This is a genomic window from Pseudomonas graminis, from assembly GCF_004364335.1.
Taxonomy (GTDB): Bacteria; Pseudomonadota; Gammaproteobacteria; order Pseudomonadales; family Pseudomonadaceae; genus Aquipseudomonas; species Aquipseudomonas graminis_D.
On sequence record NZ_SOCR01000002.1, the window covers coordinates 275,885 to 292,313 of the forward strand.

The 16,429-nt window shown below is 61.3% G+C and carries 12 protein-coding genes; 5 read left to right on the top strand and 7 right to left on the bottom strand.

Annotated elements, in window-relative coordinates; genetic code table 11:
• Positions 1-6 precede the first annotated feature (6 nt).
• The 3 genes from EC919_RS03735 to EC919_RS03745 all read left to right on the top strand — a co-directional run bounded on the left by EC919_RS03735 (position 7) and on the right by EC919_RS03745 (position 2,957).
• Positions 7-774, top strand: a complete 768-nt coding sequence (locus EC919_RS03735) for an SDR family oxidoreductase (protein WP_133771337.1) — start codon at positions 7-9, stop codon at positions 772-774.
• Positions 775-900: 126 nt separating this feature from the next.
• Positions 901-2,040: a Gfo/Idh/MocA family protein gene (locus EC919_RS03740; RefSeq protein WP_133771339.1), complete on the top strand. Its 1,140-nt coding sequence runs from the start codon at positions 901-903 to the stop codon at positions 2,038-2,040.
• 143 nt (positions 2,041-2,183) lie between these two features.
• A complete protein-coding gene (locus tag EC919_RS03745; protein WP_133771342.1) occupies positions 2,184-2,957 on the top strand; it encodes a TSUP family transporter in 774 nt (257 codons plus the stop codon).
• Here the strand turns inward: EC919_RS03745 and nudC are convergent.
• Both nudC and EC919_RS03755 read right to left on the bottom strand, forming a co-directional pair.
• Positions 2,919-3,785 carry an NAD(+) diphosphatase gene (gene nudC / locus EC919_RS03750; RefSeq protein WP_133771344.1) on the bottom strand — a complete coding sequence of 289 codons (867 nt, stop codon included), beginning with the start codon at positions 3,783-3,785 and terminating at the stop codon, positions 2,919-2,921. The genes EC919_RS03745 and nudC overlap by 39 nt on opposite strands.
• Positions 3,786-3,873: 88 nt before the next feature.
• Positions 3,874-4,686, bottom strand: a complete 813-nt coding sequence (locus EC919_RS03755) for a crotonase/enoyl-CoA hydratase family protein (RefSeq protein ID WP_133771346.1) — start codon at positions 4,684-4,686, stop codon at positions 3,874-3,876.
• Between the two features lie 283 nt (positions 4,687-4,969).
• Here EC919_RS03755 and EC919_RS03760 point away from each other — a divergent pair, with 283 nt between their 5' ends.
• Positions 4,970-6,454 (top strand): ATPase domain-containing protein, encoded by a 1,485-nt coding sequence (locus EC919_RS03760; protein WP_133771348.1) that lies wholly within the window; start codon positions 4,970-4,972, stop codon positions 6,452-6,454.
• Positions 6,451-8,481: a response regulator gene (locus EC919_RS03765; RefSeq protein ID WP_133771349.1), complete on the top strand. Its 2,031-nt coding sequence runs from the start codon at positions 6,451-6,453 to the stop codon at positions 8,479-8,481. The genes EC919_RS03760 and EC919_RS03765 overlap by 4 nt, the downstream gene beginning before the upstream one ends.
• 60 nt (positions 8,482-8,541) lie before the next feature.
• Here EC919_RS03765 and EC919_RS03770 read toward each other — a convergent pair whose 3' ends face one another.
• The 5 genes from EC919_RS03770 to EC919_RS03795 all read right to left on the bottom strand — a co-directional run bounded on the left by EC919_RS03770 (position 8,542) and on the right by EC919_RS03795 (position 16,294).
• Positions 8,542-8,919, bottom strand: a complete 378-nt coding sequence (locus EC919_RS03770) for a response regulator (RefSeq protein ID WP_074885442.1) — start codon at positions 8,917-8,919, stop codon at positions 8,542-8,544.
• A 1,209-nt stretch (positions 8,920-10,128) separates the two neighbouring features.
• A complete protein-coding gene (locus EC919_RS03780) occupies positions 10,129-11,310 on the bottom strand; it encodes a hybrid sensor histidine kinase/response regulator (protein ID WP_133771351.1) in 1,182 nt (393 codons plus the stop codon).
• Positions 11,304-11,921: a chemotaxis protein CheB gene (locus tag EC919_RS03785; RefSeq protein WP_133771353.1), complete on the bottom strand. Its 618-nt coding sequence runs from the start codon at positions 11,919-11,921 to the stop codon at positions 11,304-11,306. Before EC919_RS03785 ends, EC919_RS03780 begins: the two co-directional genes overlap by 7 nt.
• Entirely contained in the window at positions 11,918-12,736 is an 819-nt protein-coding gene (locus EC919_RS03790; RefSeq protein ID WP_133771356.1) for a CheR family methyltransferase, read from the bottom strand. Before EC919_RS03790 ends, EC919_RS03785 begins: the two co-directional genes overlap by 4 nt.
• A gap of 48 nt (positions 12,737-12,784) precedes the next feature.
• Positions 12,785-16,294 carry a response regulator gene (locus EC919_RS03795; RefSeq protein WP_133771358.1) on the bottom strand — a complete coding sequence of 1,170 codons (3,510 nt, stop codon included), beginning with the start codon at positions 16,292-16,294 and terminating at the stop codon, positions 12,785-12,787.
• Between the last annotated feature and the right edge of the window lie 135 nt (positions 16,295-16,429).

The following is a 16,429-nucleotide window of genomic DNA, read 5'->3' on the forward strand; positions in this document are numbered from 1 at the left end:
CCCACAATGTCCAAGACTCAACTGTTCGACCTCGATGGCAAGATCGCTTTTGTTTCGGGCGCCAGCCGTGGCATCGGTGAAGCCATCGCAAAACTGCTGGCCCAGCAAGGCGCTCATGTCATCGTCTCGAGCCGCAGGATCGACGGCTGCCAGCAAGTGGCCGATGCGATTATCGCCGAGGGCGGTCAAGCCACCGCCATCGCCTGCCACATCGGTGAAATGGAGCAGATCACGGCGGTGTTCGCGCAGATCCGCAAGCAGTTCGGGCGGCTGGACATTCTGGTGAACAACGCGGCGACCAACCCGCAGTTCTGCAACGTGCTGGACACCGACCTGGGTGCGTTCCAGAAGACCGTCGACGTGAACATCCGCGGCTACTTCTTCATGTCGGTGGAAGCCGGCAAGCTGATGCGTGAACACGGCGGTGGCAGCATCATCAACGTCGCGTCGATCAACGGCGTCTCGCCGGGCGTGTATCAGGGCATTTATTCGGTGACCAAGGCAGCGGTGATCAACATGACCAAGGTGTTCGCCAAGGAGTGCGCGCAGTTCGGCATCCGTTGCAACGCCCTGCTGCCGGGCCTGACCGACACCAAGTTCGCCTCGGCACTGGTGAGCAACGAGAAGATCCTCAACACCGCCCTGGCGCAGATTCCCCTCAAGCGGGTGGCGGCGCCGAGCGAGATGGCGGGGACGGTGCTGTACCTGGCCAGCGATGCGTCGAGCTACACGACAGGCGTGGCGTTGAACGTGGACGGTGGGTTCCTGTCCTGAGTCGTAGAGGTAAACATGAGCCGCTGAGGTAAAACTGAGGTGTTCCTGATGGAATAAAGATTCCATCGGGCACCCCGACCGCCTACATTTTCCGCACAACAACACGTCTTGAAAGGACACGCTGTCATGCGCGGGAATTCTCTTCCAGAACTGGGCGTCGGCCTGATCGGCACGGGCTTCATGGGTCGGGCTCACGCCCTGGCGTTTCACAACGCTCGCACCACGTTCGATCTCCCCTTCAACCTCAAGCTCATCGCGCTGGCCGATGCAGATGCTGCGCGTGCGCAACAGTGCGCGGCCAGTTGGGGGTTCGAGGGCAGTCATGGCGACTGGCAGCAGCTGATCTGCGATCCGGCGATCAATCTGGTGGCAATCACCACGCCGAATCTGCTGCATTTCCCCATGGCCATGGCCGCCCTTGAAGCGGGCAAGGCGGTGTATTGCGAGAAGCCGCTGGCGGTGAGTCTGGCCCAGGCGAGGGAGATGCAGGAGGCCGCGCGCAAGGCCGGTGTCGTCACACGGGTGGGCTACAACTACCAGCACAACCCGATCATCGGATTGGCGAAGCAGATGATCGACAGCGGTGAGCTGGGGCGGATCGTCAGTTTCCAGGGGGAGTTCAGCGAGGACTTCATGGGTGATGGGTTGTCGCCGTGGTCGTGGCGCTGTGAAGAGGCCCATGCCGGCGGCGCCCTGGCGGACCTCGGCAGTCATTTGCTGGCGATGGCGCGGTACCTGCTCGGCGATGTCGAGGCGGTGTGCGCGGACTCGCAAACGGTGCACCCACAGCGACCGGTCGCGCCCGGCAGCGAAGAGCGACGGGCAATCAGCATCGACGACCAGACCTACGCGCTGCTGCGCTTTGCCAACGGCGCGCGGGGTACGTTCGGCAGCAGTTGGCTCAAGCACGGCTACAAGAATCACTTGAGCTTCGAAATCGGTGGCACCGAAGGCACGTTGTCGTTTGATCAGGAACGTTTGAACGAGCTGCGGCTGTACCGCGCGGGCGCGCCGGGACGCGACGGGTTCCAGCGAATTTTGGCGGGGCCCGCGCAGCCCGGGTATGCCTCTTTCTGCCCGGCGCCTGGGCATCAGCTGGGGTACAACGAGCTGAAGACGCTGGAAGTGTATGAATTGATTCAAGCGCTGGCTGGGCAGGGTTCGAACGGGACGGATTTTGCCGAAGCGATGGCGGTCGAGCGCCTGGCTACAGCGATTCGCATGGCGGCGAAAGAAATGCGCTGGGTGAGTGTTTCGGATATTTGAGTCGGGTATGAGCCCGAAAATTGAGGGTGTTCGCGCCGGCCTCTTCCCGGCTGAAGCCGGCCCTACTCCACCGCGCGCCTTGCAGGTAGAATGCGGCGCTTCCGGGCAGCCATTCTGCCCATCTGCCCGATAAGCGCCTTCCCATGCCGTTCGAACTCACCGTTGAACCCACCACCCTGCTGGTGCTGGCTGTCGTTGCCTTTGTCGCCGGTTTTATCGATGCCATTGCCGGCGGCGGCGGTCTGTTGACCACGCCTGCCCTGCTCACGGCCGGGCTTCCGCCGCATCTGGTGCTGGGCACCAACAAGCTCAGCTCCACCTTCGGCTCGGCCACCGCCGGCTACACCTTTTACCGGCGCAAGCTGTTTCACCCGGCTCAGTGGAAACGCGGCCTGATCGGGACGGCGGTGGGTGCGCTGATCGGTGCCGTGGTCGCGCATTTTCTGCCGGCGGAACTGCTGAACCAGATGCTCCCGGTGATCGTGTTCGGCTGCGGGCTGTACCTGCTGTTCGGCGGCACGCCCAAGGCGCCGCTGGACAGCAATGCGCCGATCAAGACCAAATGGCAGCTGCCCCAGGGCCTCGGGCTGGGCTTTTACGACGGCGTGGCCGGTCCCGGCACCGGGGCGTTCTGGACGGTCAGCACGCTGTTGATGTACCCGGTCGATCTGGTGAAGGCCAGCGGCGTCGCCCGCAGCATGAACTTCGTCAGCAACGCCGCCGCGTTGATGATCTTCGCCATCAACGGCTCGGTGGACTGGGTCATCGGGTTGACGATGGGAGTAGCGGTGATGGCCGGTGCATTTATGGGCGCCAGAACCGCGATCAAGGGCGGCGCCAAATTCATCCGCCCTGTGTTCATCACCGTGGTGCTGGGCTTAACTGTCCGCCTGGCCTGGCAGCACTGGTTCAACTGAACCTGAGCGCCGGGCCAGATACAGATCGATCAGGTAGCGCGCAATCGAGCGACTGGCCGGCAACGGCGGCAGGTCATGGATGCTGAACCACTGGGCGTCCTCGATTTCGTCCGCCTGGGGCACGATGTCACCACTGTCGTATTCAGCGTGAAAGCCCAGCATCATCGAGTGCGGGAACGGCCAGCACTGGCTGCCCATGTATTGGATGTTCTTGACCGTTACCTGTACCTCTTCCATCACCTCGCGCCGGACACAGTCCTCGGCCGACTCACCCGGCTCGGCAAACCCGGCCAGCGTGCTGTAGACCCCGGACACAAACCGCGGCGAGCGCGCCAGCAACACCTCGTCGCCGCGGGTGATCAGCACGATCATGCTCGGCGAGATCCGCGGATAGGCGCGCAGATCGCAGTGCGGACAATACATCGCCCGCTCCCCCGGCACTGGCTGCGCCGGCTGACCGCAACTGCCACAAAAACGGTGTTCGCGGGCCCAGGTGCTGATCTGCGCCGCGTAGCCGAGCATCTGGAACACCTCGGCGTCGTCGGCCAGCATGAACTGGCGCAGGGTCTGCCACTGAGCACCCTCCAGATCCAAAGCCACCGCCGACTCGGGCGAATGTCGAAGTGTCTGCACGTACACAGGCTGGCCATCGAAGTGGCCAATGCCGTGCTCATGCATCAGCGACAAATCCTGCCGCTTCAGCCATTCGCGCGGGAACAGCACGCCGTTACTGTCCTTCAAAAAGCCCTGGTCACTCTGAACCACAGCCCAACCGCCGGGCGCCTGAACATCAAGCACAGCGGTGGTCCAACGCTTCGGGCGCGTCATGCCTCAACTCCTCTGATCACCGACCTGCCCTTCTGCAGCTGGAGAGAGGCTCAGAAGCGGCAGGTGGTGACGCATTCAATTAGGTCAGTCAATTATCGAAGACCGGCTTCTGTTTGCTCATATGAGCCACCATCGCCAGCTTCAGGTCGGCCGATTGCAACATGGCAGCGTTCCAGGTGGCAATGTATTCGAGGCCGTCGTCTACGCTGTGATCGCGCATGTAGCCGATCATGCGCTTGCTGCCGCTGATGGCGATGGGTGATTTGCCCGCGATGTCCCGGGCAATGGCGAACACGCCTTCGAGCAACTGCGGCAGGTCGGCGAACGTGCGGTTGACCAGGCCAATGCGCAGCGCTTCATCGGCGCCGACGTTGCGGCCGGTATAGGCCATTTCGCGCATCATGCCGTCGCCGATCAATCGCGGCAGTCGCTGCAGGGTGCCGACGTCCGCCGCCATGCCCATGTCGATTTCGCGAATGGAAAACAGTGCATCGTCCGCCGCGTAGCGCATGTCACAGGCGCTGATCAGGTCGATGGCGCCGCCGATGCAATAGCCCTGAATGGCGGCGAGCACCGGCTTGCTGCAGCGGTCGACCACACTGAAGGATTCCTGCATCTGCAGGATCTTGCGCCGCAGCAGGCGGGCGTTGCGTCCCACATCCTTGCCCAGCTCGCTGGCCACCGACGCGAGCAGGGTCAGATCGATGCCGGAAGAGAAGTGTTTGCCTGCACCACTGAGCACCACCACCCGCACGTCATCAGTGTCCTCGACCCAGCGGAAGATCTCGATGATTTCCTGCCAGAACGCAGCGTTCATGGCGTTGATTTTTTCCGGGCGATTGATCTGCACGTGGGCAATGTGGTCGGCCATCTCGACCTTGAACGCACTGTAGTCAGACACGGTTTTAGATCCTTGTAGAGGCCAGACGAGGTTTATTCCTTGATGCCGGATCATAGCAAGTCAGTATGTGCGCCCGCAGGCCACGGTTGCGCCATTTGCCGGATAGCGAACGTGCCGAAACCCCGCAGATGCCGTCGATCGGCCGCCGATAAACTGAACGGTCACAGCGGGTGACGGTCCAGAGTGATGGCTGCATGGAACCGGACATTCCCGGCCATGACGGCCAGGGCAGTCGAACCCGTTTCGATGCCCGACTCTTTCTCAGGTCGCAAGAGGGCGATTCTTGACTACATCAAAAGCGGCAACCGGTATCGTGGGCCTGGATGACATCCTTGCGGGTGGTCTTTCGCGCAGTCACGTGTTTCTCCTGGAAGGAGAGCCCGGCACCGGCAAAACCACCGTCGCGCTGCAGTTTCTGCTGGCAGGCGCAGCGGCGGGCGAACGTGGTCTGTATATCACGCTGTCTGAAACCGAACGCGAATTGCGCGACGGCGCACGCTCCCACGGCTGGGAGCTGGGCGAGAACATCTCGGTGTTCGAATTGACACCCCCTGAAGATTTGTTGAACGCTGCCCATCAGCAGAGTTTGCTGTACTCCTCGGACCTTGAACTGGGCGAGGCGACCAAGCAGATTTTCGAAATTGTCGAGCAGGTCAAACCTTCGCGGGTGATCATCGACAGCCTCTCGGAAATCCGCCTGCTGGCGCAGAGTTCCTTGCGTTATCGTCGGCAGATCCTGGCGATCAAGCATTACTTCGCGCGCTACGACACGACGGTCTTGCTGCTCGACGACCTCACCACCGAATCCCTGGATAAAACCGTGCACAGCGTTGCCCACGGCGTCATCCGCCTCGAAGGCCTGACGCCGACCTATGGCGCCGAGCGCCGACGCCTGCGGGTGGTGAAGTACCGGGGCCAGAAGTACCGCGGTGGCTATCACGACTTCAACATCATGGACGACGGCATTCAGGTGTTTCCGCGCCTGGTGGCGGCCGAGCACCGTACCGGGTATGTCAGTCGCCAGCACAGCAGCGGCATCCAGGAAGTCGACGCCTTGCTGGGAGGCGGAGTGGACAGCGGTTCCAGCACCGTCATTCTGGGGCCTGCGGGGACCGGTAAATCGCTGATTTCGCTGACGTTCGCCGCCGCTGCCGTGGAGCGTGGCGAGAAGGCGGCGCTGTTCATCTTCGATGAAGAGCTGGGCCTGCTGTACACGCGCATGAATAAACTCGGCATTGATCTCCGCGCACTTGAAGCGACCGGCAATCTGATGATCCAGCAAGTCGACGCTGCCGAGCTGTCCCCGGGTGAATTTGCCCACCGCGTTCGCCGCTGTGTCGACGAACTGGGTATCCAGACCGTGGTGATCGACAGCCTCAACGGCTATCAGGCCGCGATGCCGGAAGAAAACGCGCTGGTATTGCACGTACACGAACTGTTGCTGTACCTCAATCGTCACGGCGCCTCGACGTTCATGACCGTCGCCCAGCACGGTCTGGTCGGCGACATGCAGACCCCGGTGGACATCACCTACCTCGCGGATTCGGTGATTCTGTTGCGCTACTTCGAAGCACTGGGCCAGGTCCGTCGGGCCATTTCCGTCATCAAAAAACGCACAGGCACCCATGAGTCAACCATTCGTGAATACCGCATCAGTTCGTCCGGCATGACCATTGGCGAACCGTTGGAAGCCTTTCAGGGCGTATTGCGTGGCATCCCTCAATATCACGGTGAGAAAACTCCCCTGTTGCGGGACACCGACGCGTGAGCACTCCGGGACAGTTATCGGAACGGGCCATTATCCTGGCCCCCCTCGGACGGGACAGCCAGATCGCGTTGACCATGCTGCAGGAAGCCGGCTACCCGGCGATCATCACCCACGACCTGGCGCAGCTCTGCAGTGAGCTGATGTCCGGTGCAGGCCTGGCGATCATCGCCGATGAGGCCCTGCGCAGTGCAGACATCAATCCCCTGCTCAGCCTGCTGGCCAATCAGCCGGCCTGGTCGGACTTCCCTATCGTGTTGCTGACCCACCATGGCGGCCCGAAACAGAACCCTTCGGCGCACCTGGGCAAGATGCTCGGCAACGTCACCTTTCTGGAGCGGCCGTTTCACCCTGCCACGCTCATCAGTCTGGTGAGCACCGCCGTGCGCGGGCGTCGACGCCAATACGAAGCCCGTACCCGGCTGGAAGAACTGCTCGAAAGCGAACAGCGCCTGCAGCATGCGCTAAAGGCCGGACGGCTGGGCTCCTGGCAGCTGGATACCGAATTTCTGAGGCTGGAGTGCTCGGACATCACCAAGGCACACTTTGGCCGGGACGAGCGCGACACGCTCTCGTACCACGACTGGCTAAACGCGGTACATCCCGAGGATCAGCCGCGCATGCAGTCTGTGTTGCAGCACACCCTGGACAGCGGCGCCGATTTCATCATCGAGTTTCGCAACGTCTGGCCGGACGGCTCGGTCCACTGGATGGACATCAGAGCGAGGGCGATCCGGGCGCGCAATGGCCGCGTCAGCCTGCTGTCGGGCGTGACCTCGGACATCACCGAGCGCAAGCTGGCCGAACAGCAACTGCGCCGGCTCAACGAAACCCTGGAGCAGCAGGTCGAGGAACGCACCTCCCAACTGCGCCACAACGAAGAAGTCCTGCGGCAGTCGCAGAAGATGGAAGCGGTGGGCCAGCTCACCGGCGGTATCGCCCACGACTTCAACAACATGCTGACCGGCATCATCGGCAGCCTCGAACTGCTAAGGCGTCGTCTGGCGCGGGGTCGCACCGATGACCTTGATGGCCTGATCGACCTGGGCGTGACCTCGGCCAATCGCGCCGCCGCCCTGACCCACCGCTTGCTGGCGTTTTCGCGCCGCCAGTCGCTGGACCCCAAGCCGGTCCTGATGAACGACCTGGTCAATTCCATGGGCGAACTGCTGAACCGCAGCGTCAATGAGAGCATCCGTCTCGACATGTGCCTGGACCCGGAACTGTGGACCGCCGAGGCCGACCCGAACCAGCTTGAAAGCGCCCTGCTCAACCTGGTGCTCAACGCCCGCGACGCCATGCCCGACGGCGGCATGCTGATGATCGAAACCTTCAACCGCCGCCTCGACCGCGAATTCACCAACGCCTATGAAAATCTCCTGCCGGGTGACTACGTGGTGCTCAGCGTGCGCGACACGGGCTGCGGGATGCCCGAGAACGTCATCAGCCGGGCATTCGATCCGTTCTTCACCACCAAACCGATTGGCCAGGGCACCGGCCTGGGCCTGTCGATGATCTACGGCTTCACCAAGCAATCCCACGGTCATGTCGAGATCGAGAGCCAGGTGGGCGACGGCACCACGGTGCAGCTGTTTCTGCCGCGTTACCACGGCGCAGCGCAGCAAGATGACCCTGCCCTCCCCGACGACACGGCTCACGCCCGTGAAGGCGAAACCATTCTGCTGGTCGAGGACGATCCGGCCGTTCGCGCGCTGGTCAGCCAGGTCCTGGGCGAGCTGGGTTATGCCTACGTAGAAGCCGGTGATGCGGCGGGGGCGATTCCGATTCTGGAATCGAGCCAGCGCATTGACCTGATGATCAGTGACGTCGGCCTGCCTGGCATGAACGGTCGCCAACTGGCCGACATTGGCCGGCAACTGCGCACGGATCTGAAAGTGCTGTTCATCACCGGGTATGCGGAAAATGCCGGCGCCCGCTCCGGGTTCCTTGAAGAAGGGATGCAGATGATCACCAAGCCCTTCGCCTTCGACCAATTGACGACCAAGGTGCGGGAGATGATCGAGGGCTGATGCGAGGCCCCTGCTCAAACAAAAGCCGGCGATTGCCGGCTTTTTTGTTTTCTGGAGGGATCAGTTGAGCAGGGTTTGAATCTGCGAATGCAGCGTTTCCATGGTGAACGGCTTGGCCAGGATCGGCGCCTTTTTGGTGATCGGGCTACCGCAATCAACGATCTCTGCCGGGTAGCCACTGATGAAGATCACCTTGAGCTCGGGTCGCAGCTTGACGGCCGGCTCGGCAATCATCACGCCGGATACACCGCCGGGCAGACGGTAATCGGTGATCATCAAATCGAGGTGGGGTTTGGTGGCAAGAATTTCGAATGCCTGCTCCCCGTTCTCCGCCTGCAACACCCGATAGCCTTCGCCCGACAGGTAGTCGGACAGCAGCATCAGAATGAGCGGCTCGTCTTCGACGATGAGTACGACATTTTCTGCATCAGAGCTCATTTGAACGCCTTTGATCTTATAGATAGCTGCCATTACGACCATGGCCCGGGCTGGAGGTTGCGCGGAGTGATCAGTTATTTGATTGAAGGCCCGTTTGACGGTGTCTATCGCGAGCGGGTGGTGCGGCTGAGAGGATTCTGCCTAACGGCAGAACGGTTTCGCCTTCGGCGAGTTACTTTTAAAAAGCACTAAAAGTAACCAAAAGTGCCTGCTCCTGGTTGGGCCCTTCCTTCGTCAGGGTTCCTTCACTCCGACGACGCTCCGTGGGCCCGCGCCGAACGGACATCCATGTCCTGACGGCGCTCTCGCCGCATCCATGCGGCTCGACCCACTGCGCGTCGTCTGCGTTCAGCCTGCACCCAAGTCGCGTTTGGGGGTGACTGGGCTACTTGTGTAGGAAGATCAAAAGCAGATCAAAAGCAGATCAAAGGCAGATGCAGGTCAACTGCTTCCCGGCTGAAGCCGGTCCCACTGACTGCATGCGCATTCGCTGTAGGAGCCGGCTTGCTGGCGAACTCGGGGGATCTGAAACGAAGATGTCGACTGACCCACCGCATTCGCCAGCAAGCCGGCTCCTACAGACCTTGGCTGGCCGCAGTGTTCATGTGGGACTGGCTTTAGCCGGGAATGGACGCGGAGCGTCCTCGGATGCGTGCCCACGCATAGCGTGGGCACGATCAAAATGGTTGGCGCCTGGGCTGGCCTCTTCCCGGCTAAAGCCGGTCCTACAGAGGCATCCCAGGCGTCCAGTGGAATTGGCGGTGACCTCGATTGTAGGACCGGCTTTAGCCGGGAAGCTTTTGATCTGCTCTGCTCTGCTCTGCTCTGCTCTGCTCTGCTCTGCTCTGCTCTGCTCTGCTCTGCTCTGCTTTGCCCTGCTTTGCTCTGCTTTGCTTTTGATCTTCATACACAAAAGGCTCAGTCACCGCCAATCGCGACTTGGGTGCAGGCTGAACGTAGGTTCCGCGGAGTGGGCCGAGCCGCATGGATGCGGCGAGCGCGCCGTCGGGACATGGATGTCCGTTCGGCGCGGGCCCACGGAGCGGGACCGGAGTGAAGGTATTCCGACGAAGGAGGAACCCAACCAGGAGCAAGCACCCTTGGTTACTTGGGGTGCTTTTCCAAGTAACTCGCCGAAGGCGAAATGTCTGCCGTTAGGCGGACGCTCTTGATCTGGATCTGCATTTACTCAGCGAAACCGGTAACCGGTCAGAGCGGCAGCGATACCCTGAACATCGACCCCGCCCCTTCTTCGCTCTCGACACTGATCCGCCCGCCATGAGCACTGACAATCTGATCGGAGATAAACAGCCCCAACCCAAGCCCCGCCACCGCATGACTCGCCGCGACTCGCTCGAACTGCTGAAAAATGCGCTTCTGGTTTTCCGCGCTGATCCCGATCCCGTGATCGCGCACCTCGACCCGCGCCTCGCCGGCCTCGCTGTACACCCGCAACTCGATCGGCTTGCGTGCCCCGTAGCGCAACGCATTGGTCAACAGATTCGCCACCACCTGCTCGATGCGAAACTCATCCCACACGCCAATCACCGGCGTCGTGGCCTGCAACGTCACCGCGCTGCCGGCGGCGGCAATCTGCGCGGAATAGCTTTCCACCAGATTGACCACCAGCTCCGACAAATCGAATGGACTGGTACGGATCGACAACTTGCCCGTCCGAATCCGCGACACGTCGAGCATGTCCTCGATCAGCCGGATCAGGCTCTGGATCTGCCGCTCATCGCGGTCCACCATGGCCCGGAGTTTTTCCATGGTGAACGCCGACGCATTGTCCTTGGCCAGGTGCAGCTTGCGCAGCTGGGTTTCGAGAATCAGCCCATTGAGCGGCGTGCGGACCTCGTGGGAGACGATCGACATGAAGTCATCGCGCATACGGATCGCACGCTCCAGCTCGCTCTGGGTCGACTTCAGCTCGCGCATCAGGGCTTCCTGCTCCGCGCGGCTGCGTTCAAGCTCTTCAAGCTGCTGCTTCAGGGCCTTGCGCTGGCGATACAAGTCGACAAAGACGTTGACCTTGCTCTTCACCGCATGAATATCGAGGGGCTTGTGCAGGAAATCCACCGCACCGCTTTCGTAGCCCTTGAACGCGTAATTCAGCTCACGCCCGGCGGCACTGACGAAGACAATGGGGATGTTCTTGGTCTTCTCGGTACTGCGCATCAGCTCGGCAAGTTCGAAGCCGTTCATCCCTGGCATCTGCACGTCGAGAATCGCCATCGCAAACTCGTGCTCGAGCAGCAACGACAACGCCTCGTCCGCAGACAACGCCTTGAACACCTGACGGTCCTCACGCTTGATCAACGCTTCGAGCGCGAGCAGGTTCTCCGGCAGATCATCCACGATCAGCAGTTTGGCTTTGATTTCACTCAGCATGCAATTCGTTCCAGCTCGACAAGCAAGGACCCAATGTCGGGCAAAGGCAGTAGAAAATCCGGCGTATGAAGGGCAAGCGCCGCTTCGGGCATGGCCCGCGCGAGGGCCTGGGCCGGGTCCTGGACCACGGTGAGACCACCGTACTCCTTGATTCGTGCAATGCCGCGCGCGCCATCGCTGTTGGCACCGGTCAGCAACACGCCGGCCAGTCGGTCACCATAGGCGTCTGCGGCCGAGTCGAACAGGATGTCGATGCTCGGGCGCGAATGATGCACCCGCTCCTCCTGACTCAGCGACAGGCTCAGATCGTTCTCGATCGACAGGTGGTAGCCCGGCCCGGCGAAGTACAGCGTGCCCGGTTTAATGGTTTCTTTATCGTCCGCTTCCTTGACCGGTATCGCCAGGTTCACGGCAAAGACCTCGGCCAACTGGCTCCGACGCTGATCCGGCACGTGGAGTACCGCCAGGATTGGCAGCCGATAGCCCCTGGGCAGCGTACGGAAAATCTTCAGCAGCGCTTCGACCCCGCCGGCCGATGCGCCGACCACAATCGCGTCCACCGCCGGCAACGCGCACGGCTCCGGGGGGGTGCCAGGAAACGACGTTCTCATGATTTGCGGTAGATCCGCTCAAGTTTGACCAGCGGGTCGAACTGGTTTTTGTAGGCGGAAAAATCCAGTGTTTCCTTGCTGCCCAGCACGAGGAATCCGCGGTGGCACAGGGACTCGTGAAACAGCCCGAAGGCGCGGTCCTGCAGCTTCTTGTTGAAATAGATCAGCACGTTCCGGCAGGAAATCAACTGGGTCTCGGAGAACACACTGTCCGTCGCCAGACTGTGATCGGCGAAGGTGACATTCTCTCGAAGGGTCTTGTCGAAAATCGCGTAATCGTAGGCGGCGGTGTAGTACTCCGAGAACAGCCGTTTGCCACCGGCCTTCAGGTAGTTCTCGTTATAGCCACGCATGTTCTCCATGGAGAAGATGCCTTGTTTGGCCTTCTCCAGAGAATGGGGGTTGATGTCAGTCGCGTAGATGATCGTGCGCTCAAGCAGGCCTTCCTCGCGCAGCAGGATGGCCATCGAGTAGACCTCCTCCCCGGTGCTGCACCCGGCAATCCAGATTTTCACCGACGGGTAGGTCTTGAGCAGCGGCACGACTTCTTCGCGGATGGCCAGGAAGTGCGTCGGGTCGCGGAACATCTCGCTGACCGGAATCGTCAGGAACTGCAGCAGCTGCATGAACGCCGAAGGGTCATGCAGCACGCGCTCCTGCAACGCGGAAATGGTCTTGAGTTCAAACTGACGCAACGCGTGGGTGACCCGTCGTTTCACCGACGCGCCTGAGTAATCGCGGAAATCGTAGCTGTACTTCAAGTAGATCGCTTCAATCAGCAAGCGCAACTCGATATCGGCGTCTCGTTCAGGCATCGGCAACACTCTGGGTCGGGCAACGGGCGGTCAATTGATCCGATCCACTCAGATACGTTCCATCTTCGGCAGCCACACGCGAATCAGCGAGAACAGCCGGTCCAGATCGATCGGTTTGGCCAGGTAGTCGTTGGAGCCGGCCTGCAGGCAGCGATCCTGGTCATCTTTCATGGCCTTGGCGGTCACCGCGATGATCGGCAGCTTGCGCCACCGCGGGTTCTTGCGGATCTCAATGGTGGCTTCATAGCCGTCCATTTCCGGCATCATCACGTCCATCAGCACCAGATCGATGTCATCCACGGTGTTGAGCTTCTCGATTGCTTCCAGGCCGTTGCGCCCGACCTCGACGATCGCGCCTTTGTGCTCCAGCGCGCTGGTCAGGGCGAAGATGTTGCGCACGTCGTCGTCCACCACCAGGATCTTGCGGCCCTCGAACACGCGGTCGCGACTGCGCGCGGTCTTGAGCATCTTCTGGCGCTCGTTCGACAGCTGCGATTCGACCTTGTGCAGGAACAGCGTCACCTCATCGAGCAGGCGCTCCGGCGAACGCGCACCTTTGATAATGATGGTCCGCGAGTAGCGCAGCAGCTCGGCTTCTTCGTCACGGGTCAGGTTGCGGCCGGTGTAGACGATGACCGGCGGGAACGCGCAGATCTCGTCGGTGGACATGCGCTTGAGCAACTCGTTGCCGAGCATGTCCGGCAGTTTCAGGTCGATGATCATGCAGTCGTAGGCGTTGTCGCGCAGCAGATCAAGGGCGTCCTGAGCGAAGCCCACCGCCGTGATCTCGATGTCGTCGTCGCCGATCAGCCGCGCGATGCTGTCACGCTGCAAGGCATCGTCTTCGACCAGCAGGATGCGTTTGACCTTCTGCGTGAGCTTGGCTTCGAGGCGGGCGAAAACGTCCTTGAGCTCTTCGCGGGTGGTCGGCTTCACCGCATAACCGATGGCGCCCATTTGCAGCGCGGCTTCCTGACGGTCTTCGACGGAAATCACGTGCACCGGAATGTGCCGGGTGCTCGGCAGCTCTTTGAGGCGTTGCAGAACGGTGAGACCGGAATGGTCCGGCAGGCGCATGTCCAGCAGGACGGCGTCCGGCACGAAAGAGGACGCCAGATCGAAGCCCTCGTCCGCAGCGTGGGCCACCAGGCAGTTGTAGCCAAGTTCATGGGCCAAGTCATAGAGGATGTGGGCAAAGCGCACCTCGTCTTCGATCACCAAAATGCAGCGCTTGGTGAACGGTGCCTTTTCACGGTCATCGGCGAAACGCGGAATCGGCTCTGCAGGCGGTGCAGCCTTGGCGGCCACTGGCGTCGGCGGCGTGATGCGGGACGCAACCGGCGCAGGCTGCACGGCAACCACGGGCGCATCGGCGTACTGCGAAGGCTCCAGCTCGACGTATTCTTCCGGCACCACCAGGGTGAAAATGCTGCCCTGACCCGGCGCGCTGGTGACGCTGATCGAGCCGCCCAGCAGGCGTGCCAGATCGCGGGAAATCGACAGGCCCAGACCGGTGCCGCCGTAGCGGCGATTGGTGGTGCCATCGGCCTGACGGAACGCTTCGAAAATGCTTTCCTGCTGCTCTTCGGCGATGCCGATGCCGGAATCGCGAACGGTGAAGGCCACGCCCTCGCCGGGCTGACGGGAAACGGTCAGGCTCACGGCGCCGCTTTCGGTGAACTTGATCGCGTTGGACAGCAGGTTCTTGAGGATCTGCTCCAGGCGCTGGCGATCGGTGTAAAGGGACACCGGCGTGCCCGACTGAATTTCCACCGAGAATTCCAGCTTCTTCTCGGATGCCAGCGGCTGGAACGTCATGCGCAGGCCGTCCACCAGACGGCTGACACTGCTGTTCTCCGGGCGCATGTCCAGCTTGCCGGCCTCGACCTTGGAAATATCCAGAATGTCGTTGATCAAATTGAGCAGGTCATTGCCGGCCGAGTAAATCGACTCGGCGAACTTGACCTGTTCAGCGGTGAGGTTGTCCTGGGGATTTTCCGACAGCAGCTTGGCCAGAATCAGCGAACTGTTGAGCGGCGTGCGCAGCTCGTGGGACATGTTGGCGAGGAATTCGGATTTGTATTTGCTGGAGCGCTGCAACTCGTCGGCGCGGGCTTCCAGCTCAATCTGGGCGATGTGCAATTCTTCGTTATTGCGGTCCAGCGCGTCACGCTGGTCAGCCAGCGCCTTGCCCTGCTCGGCCAACTGCTCGTTGGTCTGCTCAAGTTCTGCCTGCTGGGTTTCAAGATGCGCCTGGGATTCCTTGAGAATCCGCGACTGCTCTTCCAGCTCTTCGTTGGCGGTGCGCAGTTCTTCCTGCTGCACCTGAAGCTCTTCGTTGAGCTGCTGTGTTTCGGCGAGCACTTCCTGCAAGCGTTGACGGTAGCGCGCCGCCTCGATGGACGTGCCGACGTTCTCGGCCACCAGTTCAAGAAACTCCAGGTCGCGGGGCGTCAATTCGCGCAGAAAGCCCAGTTCGATCACGCCGTTGACGTGGTCATCATTGCTGGTCGGTACCACCACGACGCTGCGCGGTGAGCCTTCGCCCAGGCCGGACGTCACTTTGAAGTAGTCCTGAGGGACGTTGTCCAGAGTGATGATCTGATCCTGCTCGGCGGCTTTGCCGACCACGCCCTCACCGCTGTAGATCGACTGCTCGTGCTGTTCCTGCTCCCGGGAAAAGCCATAGGAAGCCACGCGTACCAGCCCGCCGTGTTCCTGACGCACATACACTGCGGCCACCACCGCGCCCAGGTATTGAGCGAAGAAATGCAGCACGTTGCGGCCCAGCAGATTGAGGGTGAGCTGGCCGATGACCTGCTCGGCCAGTTCGCTCTGACCGTTGCGCAGCCAGGCGACGTGGGACAAGCGTTCGGCGTCCAGCTGCTGGGCCCTGAGGTTGGCAGCGTAGGTGTCGGACAACGTGGTCATGTCTCGACGCCCGACCCAGGCAAGAATCCCGCTGACGATCAGCACGAAGGTAATGTACAGCGACACTGACAGGACCGTGGTGTGCGTCACGTCGGTATTACGCGACATACGCAGTTGATGCTCGACGGTGGCGGCCTGGTCGTACTCCTCGCGTATCTCGTCGGACAGGCGCTTGCCGCGACGGTCCTTGATCGGCGTCTGGTAGTCGCCACCGCTGCGCCGCAGAGTGATCATCTCCTGGGCAAAGTCGTTCCACGCCGACTGCAGCGCCGCGAGTCGCTTGAATCGGTCAACCTGGGGCGGGTTGTCCGCGACCAGTTCTTCGAGGCCCTGGAGCTCTGTGCTGATGGCCGGCTTCGCCACTTCATAGGGGTCGAGAAAACGCTCGTCGCCGGTCAGCAGGAAGCCGCGCATCCCGGTTTCCATGTCCACCGACAGCTTGAGCGAGCGATTGATGTTGTTGATCACCCGGTCGGTGTGCTCGACCCACTGGATCGCCGACAACAGGTAGGAAATCAGAATGACGAAGAAAGCCGCACTCAGCACGCCGACGGCCAGAGGTAAACTGACGTTGCGGCTTAACAGTTTGCGGAAACGTTGCTCATCGACTGCAGAGTTGGTGATCATCGCGGGGGCTCAGGCGGGTTCGTCTAAACGACGGAGTTTGCCGCAAACCTCGGCAAAAACTCCAGCTTCAGACGCACAAGGTTGAATTTTCTGACAATAGATCGAGACCATTCGGGTGCGCACTGTACATTTGAG